8 protein-coding genes are annotated in these 7,533 nt (G+C 65.3%); 2 read left to right on the top strand and 6 right to left on the bottom strand.

Annotated features, from left to right (window positions below; translation table 11 throughout):
- The 6 genes from B8784_RS01025 to B8784_RS01000 form a co-directional block, all read right to left on the bottom strand.
- Positions 1–363: amidase family protein (locus B8784_RS01025; protein ID WP_267889954.1), on the bottom strand; the 363-nt coding region annotated here is incomplete at its 3' end.
- A 91-nt stretch (positions 364–454) separates the two neighbouring features.
- Positions 455–856, bottom strand: coding sequence for a metallopeptidase family protein (locus B8784_RS01020; protein ID WP_084395767.1), 402 nt, complete (start codon positions 854–856; stop codon positions 455–457).
- 16 nt (positions 857–872) lie between these two features.
- Complete coding sequence (locus B8784_RS21485) at positions 873–1,352, bottom strand: YbjN domain-containing protein (protein WP_084395766.1); 480 nt, start codon at positions 1,350–1,352, stop codon at positions 873–875.
- Between the two features lie 95 nt (positions 1,353–1,447).
- Positions 1,448–2,401, bottom strand: coding sequence for an endonuclease/exonuclease/phosphatase family protein (locus tag B8784_RS21480; RefSeq protein ID WP_084395765.1), 954 nt, complete (start codon positions 2,399–2,401; stop codon positions 1,448–1,450).
- Positions 2,402–2,467: 66 nt separating this feature from the next.
- Positions 2,468–4,621 carry a methylmalonyl-CoA mutase gene (gene scpA, locus B8784_RS01005; RefSeq protein ID WP_084395764.1) on the bottom strand — a complete coding sequence of 718 codons (2,154 nt, stop codon included), beginning with the start codon at positions 4,619–4,621 and terminating at the stop codon, positions 2,468–2,470.
- On the bottom strand, positions 4,618–6,558 hold the full coding sequence (locus tag B8784_RS01000) for a methylmalonyl-CoA mutase family protein (protein WP_084395763.1): 1,941 nt from the start codon (positions 6,556–6,558) through the stop codon (positions 4,618–4,620). The genes scpA and B8784_RS01000 overlap by 4 nt, the downstream gene beginning before the upstream one ends.
- A 175-nt stretch (positions 6,559–6,733) precedes the next feature.
- Between B8784_RS01000 and B8784_RS21190 the strand changes: the two genes are divergently transcribed.
- Both B8784_RS21190 and B8784_RS00995 read left to right on the top strand, forming a co-directional pair.
- Positions 6,734–6,991 (top strand): hypothetical protein, encoded by a 258-nt coding sequence (locus B8784_RS21190; RefSeq protein ID WP_143435235.1) that lies wholly within the window; start codon positions 6,734–6,736, stop codon positions 6,989–6,991.
- A gap of 249 nt (positions 6,992–7,240) precedes the next feature.
- Positions 7,241–7,533: hypothetical protein (locus B8784_RS00995; protein ID WP_143435234.1), on the top strand; the 293-nt coding region annotated here is incomplete at its 3' end.

Here is a 7,533-nt window from a genome sequence, read left to right as displayed (position 1 = left end):
TTCCGGGCTGGTCGTCTGCGCGAACAGGGTGAAGCCGGCCGCCTTGTAGCGCTGGACCAGGGTGGAATCGACGGTCGCGACATTGCCCTTGAAGGCGCGCGATCCGCTGGTGAGCGTCAGGCCCTCCATGCGCAGCCCGAGATCCTTCACCGCGAAGGGCACACCGGCGAACGGACCCTCGCCGGGCGCGGAGTCCAGCGCGGAGCGGGCGCGATCGGCAAAGATCTGGGAGAAGCAGTTGAGCGGCGTTTGCGCGGCCTCTGCGCTCTCGACGGCGGCCTCAAGCAGCTCGGCGGGCGAAACCTCTTTCTTCCGGACCAGTTCAGCCAGCCCGGTCGCGTCATACTCTCCAAAGCCCTTCATGGCCGTCTCCCCTCAGCGCGTATTCTCTTATGGTCGCCGGGCATTTATCCGCCCGGCGCGCGCAAAGCTCAAGGCATGGAGGCGCGAGAGGTTACGTCTCGTCGGAGCTGTCGGCGAGGATCGCGTCCATCTCTTCGTCCGACCAGCCGAAATGATGGCCAAGCTCGTGGATGACGACGTGCGAGATCAGCTCTTTCAGCGTCACGTCCGGACGCGTGGCGAGTTCGGCGAGCAGCGGTTTACGATAGAGAAAGATGCGCGGGGCTTCCTGGCTGGGGAAGGTCACGCTTTCATGGATCAGCGGCACGCCCTGATAGAGCCCGGTCAGGTGCATCGGATTGACGATGTTGAGCTCGGCGAGCACATCCGGATCGGCCACGTCCTGGACATGGATGACGATGCGTCCGGCCGCCCGGCGGAAATCTTCCGGCAGGCTGGCATAGGCGTCTTCCGTCAGGGCCTGGAATTCTTCCAGATCGGGTGTCTTGGACATGCCGTGCGGGATGGGGTTACTCGCCGCCCCAGTGGGTGAAATAGCTGTTCAGGATTTCCTTGAACCGTTCGATGTCGCCGGGGTTGAGGGCGGCTTCTTCGCTGAGGTCGATGACATAGTCGATCCCGACAATGTCGCCGGCGCCTTCGCTGCCCGGAATGACGAAGGCCCGGCCGAACGGATAGGAGTCATTATACGAATTGGTCTTGGCCAGCGTCTCGCTCGAGGCGGCCTGTTCGAGTTCGAAGGTGGAGAACAGCATGGCATAGCCGCACTGGTCCATCTCGTCGCAATTGCCGAGGCGGACGGAGAAATTGAGGTCCATGTCGGCGAACTTGGCATCGATGACGTGCGCATCCTCGCCAACGCCCTCGGACGCCGACAGCGTGGCACCGGCCGCTTCCACCACATCTTCAGCCTGGCTCGGCGTGATCGGAGCCGCCTGCGCGGCGAAGGCGAAGCCGGCAGCAGCCAGGCTGGCGATGAGTGTTCTCATGGCAGAAGTCCCTTGAATAATCCCAGTTCCTGTCGCCGGAGACTGGCATGCGTCGCCAGCCGGGGCAAGCTGGCAGCGCCGCCAGAGCGCCTGCCTCATTCCCGCATAGCAGGGGCACGTGCCGGAAGCTGTACATCGAACTGCACCGACCGGTGATCCGAGCCATAGGCCGGCCCGACGCGGTGATGGCCGCAGGCGATTTCGCCCCGGCAGAAAGCAAGGTCGATCGGAATGCCCATGAAGCGCGGCCAGGGCAGCTTGGCGAGTTCGCTGGGCATGCGATTCGGCCAGGTGCCGGTCTGCAGGTGGTTGATCACCTGCATGCCATGGTCGCGCTGCAGGCGTCCGGCAAGGCGGCCCCAGGCGGCGGAGTTGAAATCCCCGAGCAGCAGGAGCGGCCCGTCGATCTCGTTCAGCACCGGGACCAGCCCGGCGTACTGACGCAGCTGGGCCGAGGGCGAAGCGAAAGGCCAGGGCCGGGTGAAATGCACCATCAGGATGGTGAAGTCTCCGGACGGGCTTTTGACGGTCGCGCGCAGCCATGCGGGGGAATTATAGGCCGGGTGCACCTCGCCATCGGCAAGCTCGTATTTCGACAGGAGCCGCAGGCGCGCATAGGTGGCCGGCGGTGTCTCGCCGGTCAGCTGATAGGGCCAGTCCTGCGCCAGCCCGGCTTCATAGAGGGTGAATTTGTGCGGGGCCGCCTCGATAAGGGCGACGATATCGGCGCCCGATTCGGTGAAGGCGTGGACGGTCTGCCCGACATCGGGATTCTTGATCCAGACATTGTGCTGATAGACGCGCATCACCGGCGTGCCGGCTTTCATCCCGTCCGGGGCGGAGGCAAGTTTCAGGCTCGTGAAGCCGGTTATCGTCACGGCGATGCAGAGCGCGCCAATCGCGATCTGCCAGCGGGGCACCAGACGCATCAGCGCCAGCCCCAGAAGCCCGGCCCCGATCAGGGCAAGGACGCTCAGCGAGGGCAGCAGGAATTTGCTGGCGGCGTCGAACAGCCAGTAAGCGTTCGCAAAAAGCGCGCTCGCGGCCACGCAGACGAGCGCAATGGCCAGGCCATCGAGCGCGATGGCGAGATAGGAGACAAGCCGCTTCAGGGACTATTCCGCAGCCGTGTTGACCGGATCGTCGTCCAGCGCTTCCAGCATGGCGCGCGCGGCATCCGCGATCACGGTGCCCGGCGGGAAGATGGCCGAGGCGCCGGCCGCCTTCAGCGCATCATAGTCGCCAGGCGGGATCACGCCGCCAGCCATGATCTGCGTGCTGGCCGCGCCTTCATTGCCGAGCGCACGCTTCAGCTCGGGGATGAGCGTCAGGTGGCCGGCGGCGAGCGAGGAGGCGGCGACAATGTCGACCCCGGCCTTCCGGGCGTCTTTCGCGGCTTCTTCCGGGGTCTGGAAGAGCGGGCCGATCTCGACGTCCCAGCCAAGGTCCATCAGCGCCGAGGCGACCACCTTCTGGCCACGGTCATGGCCGTCCTGACCCATTTTCGCGATATAGATCTTCGGCTTGCGGCCTTTCTTTTTCGAGAAGGCTTCGGCCATCGCACGGGCCTCGCTGGCATTCTCGTCCTTGCCGATGGAGCCGCCATAGACGCCCTTGATCGAGCGGATGGTGGCCTGGTGACGGCCCTGGCTGCGCTCCACGGCTTCGGAGATTTCACCGACCGTGGCCTTGGCGCTGGCGGCCTCGACGGCAAGCGCGAGGAGGTTGCCCTTGCCGCTCTCGGCGGCCTCGGCAATAGCGTCCAGCTTGGTATCGACCTCGGCCTGGTCGCGGTCCTCTTTCAGGCGCGCCAGCTTGTCGAGCTGCATGCGGCGCACCGTGGCGTTGTCGACCTTCAGAACCGGCACGTCCTCGTCGGTATCGAGCTGGAACTTGTTGACGCCGACGACGGTCTGCTCGCCACTATCGATGCGCGCCTGGGTACGGGCCGCCGCCTCTTCGATGCGCAGCTTCGGCACGCCTTCCTCGATGGCCTTGCGCATGCCGCCGAGCTTCTCGACTTCCTCGATATGTTCCAGCGCGCGGGCGGCGAGATCGTGCGTCAGCCGCTCGACATAGTAGGAGCCGCCCCACGGGTCGATGGTCTGCGTCGCGCCGCCTTCCTGTTGCAGGAAGAGCTGTGTGTTGCGCGAGATGCGGGCGGAGAAGTCCGTCGGCAGGGCGAGTGCCTCGTCGAAGCTGTTGGTGTGCAGCGACTGGGTCTGCCCGCCCACCGCCGCGATGCCTTCCAAGCAGGTGCGGATGACATTGTTGTAGACGTCCTGCGCGGTCAGTGACCAGCCGGAGGTCTGCGAGTGGGTGCGCAGGCTCAGCGATTTCGAATTCTTCGGATCGAACTGTTTCACCAGTTTCGCCCAGAGCAGGCGCGCGGCCCGCATCTTGGCGACTTCCATGAAAGTGTTCATGCCGATCGCCCAGAAGAAGGAGAGGCGTGGCGCAAACTTGTCGATGTCGAGCCCGGCATCGAGCCCGGCACGGATGTACTCGATGCCGTCGGCGAGCGTGTAGGCCAGCTCCAGGTCCGCCGTCGCCCCGGCCTCCTGCATGTGATAGCCGGAGATCGAGATCGAGTTATATTTCGGCATGTTTTCAGACGTGTAGGCGAAAATGTCCGAAATGATCCGCATGCTCGGCTTGGGCGGATAGATATAGGTGTTCCGCACCATGAACTCTTTCAGGATGTCGTTCTGGATCGTGCCGGCAAGCTTGTCCGGGGTGACGCCCTGTTCCTCGGCCGCCGCGATATAGAGCGCGAGGATCGGCAGCACCGCGCCGTTCATCGTCATCGAGACCGACATCTGGTCGAGCGGGATGCCGGAGAAGAGGGTGCGCATGTCGTAGATGGAGTCGATGGCCACACCGGCCATGCCGACATCGCCTGATACGCGAACATGGTCGGAGTCGTATCCCCTGTGGGTTGCAAGGTCGAAGGCCACTGACAGGCCCTTCTGCCCGGCGGCCAGGTTGCGGCGGTAGAAGGCGTTGGAGTCTTCAGCCGTCGAGAAGCCGGCATACTGGCGCAGCGTCCAGGGCCGCTGGGTGTACATGGTCGGGTAGGGGCCGCGGCCATAGGGCGGCAGGCCGGGGAAGTCGTCGAGATAGTCGAGCCCGCTTGTATCGGCAGCCGAGTAGGCGGTGGCGAGATCGATGCCCTCGGGCGTTTCGAGCGTGCGCTCACGCGGGCCGGATGGCGCCTTGGCGTGTGGCGTGTCGAGATCGAGCTTGGTGAAATCGGGGAAGGTCGTCATTTGGCAACTCCCAGTTCGGCCTGTGCGAGGTCGAGCACGTCGACCACGTCGCAGCCCATATAGAGATTGGTGTCCACGCTTGGCGCGTCGAATTTCCCGGCGAGGAAGACGCGCTGGGCGCCGGCGTCTTTCAGCGCTTTGGCGGCCGGCTCGGCCTCCTCTTCATAGCGCTTGTCGGCGCCGCAGAGGACCGCGATCCGGCAGTCCGACGTCTTGAAGGCATCGGCAAGCTCGGCGGGCGATTTCGGTAGCGCGGCGGCGTCCTTGCCCTCGATGCCGCCAGCGGCAAACAGGTTGCGGGCAAAGTCGACGCGGGCATTGTGCTCGGCGAGCGGGCCCAGCGTGGCGATGAAGATGGAAGGCTGCACGCCCTTGGCGGCCTCATGGGCAGCCGCGCGGTCGCGCAGCGTTTCGAAGTCGCGGGCGAGATGGATCGGCGTGAGCGCGTCGGCTTTCGTATCTGCGCCCTGCTTGTCCGGCAGGCCCTTCAGGAAGGAACGCAGGCCCTCGTCGGAGACCCGGCTTGCCCCGCTGGTATAGCTTGTCTCGGCAATCGGGACCTCGGCGCCGTCGATCAGCGGGAACTCGCTGACCCCGGTGAGCGGCACTTTCCGCTTCGCGATGGCCTTGTAGCGATCTTCGCGCACGGCAGCGATCCGGTCCTGGAGCTTTCCGGCCACAAGGCTTTCGGCAAGCCCGCCTTCGCTTTCAATGGTCTGGAACTCTTTCCAGGCCGCTTCGGCGAGATCGGTGGCCAGCGTCTCCTCGAACCAGGCTCCGCCCGCCGGATCGGCGACACGGCCAAGGCCGGACTCTTCCATCGCGATGATCTGCGTGTTGCGCGCCATGCGCCGGCCAAGCTCCTCGGGCAGGCCGAGCGCTTCATTGAAGGCGCGCACGCTGACAATGTCGGCGCCGCCGACGGAAGCCGCGAAACAGGCAGCGGTGTTGCGCAGCATGTTCACCCAGGAATCATAGCGCGTCAGCATCCGCGCCGAGCTCACCGCCTGAAGCAGCATTGGCTCGACCTCGAGCTCCATCGCTTCCTGCACCCGCGCCCAGAGACGGCGGGCCGCCTTCAGCTTGGCGATCTCGAGGCCGTAATTCCCGCCCGTGGCGAGCGTGAAGATCACCTGCCTCGGGAAGACCTTGATGTCATAGCCGGCCCCGGCCAGACGCCGCATCGTGTCGACGGCATGGGCCATCAGGGCGCCCAGCTCCTGGGCTTCCGAACCGCCGGCCTCATGGACCGGGCGGGCATCCACGCGCAGCGTCTTCGCCTTCGGATAGCGCAGGCAGAGCAGGCGGGAGAGTTCGGCGGTGCGTACGAAGGCTGCATCCACGCCGCCCTCGATCACGCCCTTGCGCATGAGCAGGCCGAGCGGGTCGATATTGAAGTGGAACTGGAGGTCTTTCGGGTCGCCCCGCTCTTCGCCCCAGAGCGCGAGCAGGCCGGCGACCGATGTGCCCGAGCCCATGCCGCGATGGTCGAGCGCGATGGGCGCGATGTCGGCGCGCACGCCTTCCAGCGTGGCGGCCATCGTCCCGGCATCATGGATCGCGCAGCCATCCTTGCCGGTGCAGTCGACCGACAGTTCGATCGAGGACACGCCGCGTTCGAGGTCGCGCAGGATTTCGGCATTGGTGACGGCCGGGTCCGGATGGGCAAAGGCCTGGCGGATGTCCCAGGGCAGGTATTTGTCCGGCTCGGCCTTCGGCCCGCGCAGGAAAGGCGCATCGCCGGGCGCGCCGAGCGGGTCGGAGGCGCTCGGAAAGTCGCTTTCGCGGTAGAGCGGGCGAATCGCAATCCCGTCATCGCTCTTGCGGGTCAGGCGGTCCAGCCCGCCGCCTTTCAGCGCCTTTTCAACCGCGGCCAGCCAGTCGGCTTCGGTGGCGGTGTCAAAGTCGCTGCTCAGGGAAAGAAAACCGTCTGCCATAGCCTCCACTCGTACATCGCTTGTTCTCATCGGTATAGGGAAAGGGCTGACGCTTACGTCAAGCCTTTCCATCGCGTCATCATGTGCGCTTCATCGCACTTTCCCGAGAAACCTCTTGACCGCGCAACCGAATTGTCTGCAAATGAGAACTATTCGCAAACAAGGAGGCCATGAAATGAGGGTTTGGCATGAGCGCGCAGAAAACGGCGCAGGCGAAGTTGGGCATCTAAGACAACGCGATCATTGCCGGTCGGCTGTGGAATGCAGCGCGGGCCGGGGGCGTATTCTGGACTGGGTCGAAAGCCAGAGCCGGGTCACCCGTGTCTGGCTCGATCAGCTGATTGCCGAAGGCGATCCGGACGATCTGGCCAGCCTGATTCACAAACAGGCGGCCTGGCTCGACCTGATGCGGGAAAGGCTGCGCGAGGTCTGACCTTTTGTCCGCCGGATGTGACCCTCAGCGTCCGGCCGGATAAAGACCAGGGCCCTGGTGCAGCCAAGGGTACAGTCAGGCGGTACATCTGGACGGTACAGGAAACCGGCGGCAGGCCCTGCACTCAAGCCTGCTGGCGGCGACCGACGTGCCGGCCGGTCCCTGTCCCGCCGGCTGTACCCGCCACACCTGCATTTTGCAGAAATCCGTCCGCGCCCGCGCGTCGCCATGGCAGGGTCTGCGGTACTGATGACCCCGACCGACGCGCTTTCCACCATTGCCCGCATCCCGAAGGGCCGGATGATGACCGTCCGCCTGCTCGAAAAGGAGCTGCGGCTGGACCGCACCTTCGCAACCGCCGCCGCCCGCGCGAAGATCTCCGAAAGCATGGCCAAGACCTGGGCGCGCGATCTGTTCATCCGCAAATCCGATCTCGCCGCAGAGACCCCGCAGGCCCGCGTCGCGCGGCTGTCGGCCTGGGCCGTGGCGCTCGGCACGCTCGCCCGGCATGATGAGGCCGACGCCTGCGAGCGCGATGCCCG

Origin of the sequence: Henriciella aquimarina (genome assembly GCF_002088975.1) — a bacterium.
Lineage (GTDB): Bacteria > Pseudomonadota > Alphaproteobacteria > Caulobacterales > Hyphomonadaceae > Henriciella > Henriciella aquimarina.
This window is presented reverse-complemented; position numbering and strand designations above follow the sequence as displayed.

What these genes read in the sequence shown, in the direction of transcription:
- B8784_RS01020 (WP_084395767.1), bottom strand. Translation starts at nt 856, where the DNA reads ATGTCCAAGACACCCGATCTGGAAGAATTCCAGGCCCTGACGGAAGAC.
- B8784_RS21485 (WP_084395766.1), bottom strand. Translation starts at nt 1,352, where the DNA reads ATGAGAACACTCATCGCCAGCCTGGCTGCTGCCGGCTTCGCCTTCGCC.
- scpA (WP_084395764.1), bottom strand. Translation starts at nt 4,621, where the DNA reads ATGACGACCTTCCCCGATTTCACCAAGCTCGATCTCGACACGCCACAC.
- B8784_RS01000 (WP_084395763.1), bottom strand. Translation starts at nt 6,558, where the DNA reads ATGGCAGACGGTTTTCTTTCCCTGAGCAGCGACTTTGACACCGCCACC.
- B8784_RS21190 (WP_143435235.1), top strand. Translation starts at nt 6,734, where the DNA reads ATGAGGGTTTGGCATGAGCGCGCAGAAAACGGCGCAGGCGAAGTTGGG.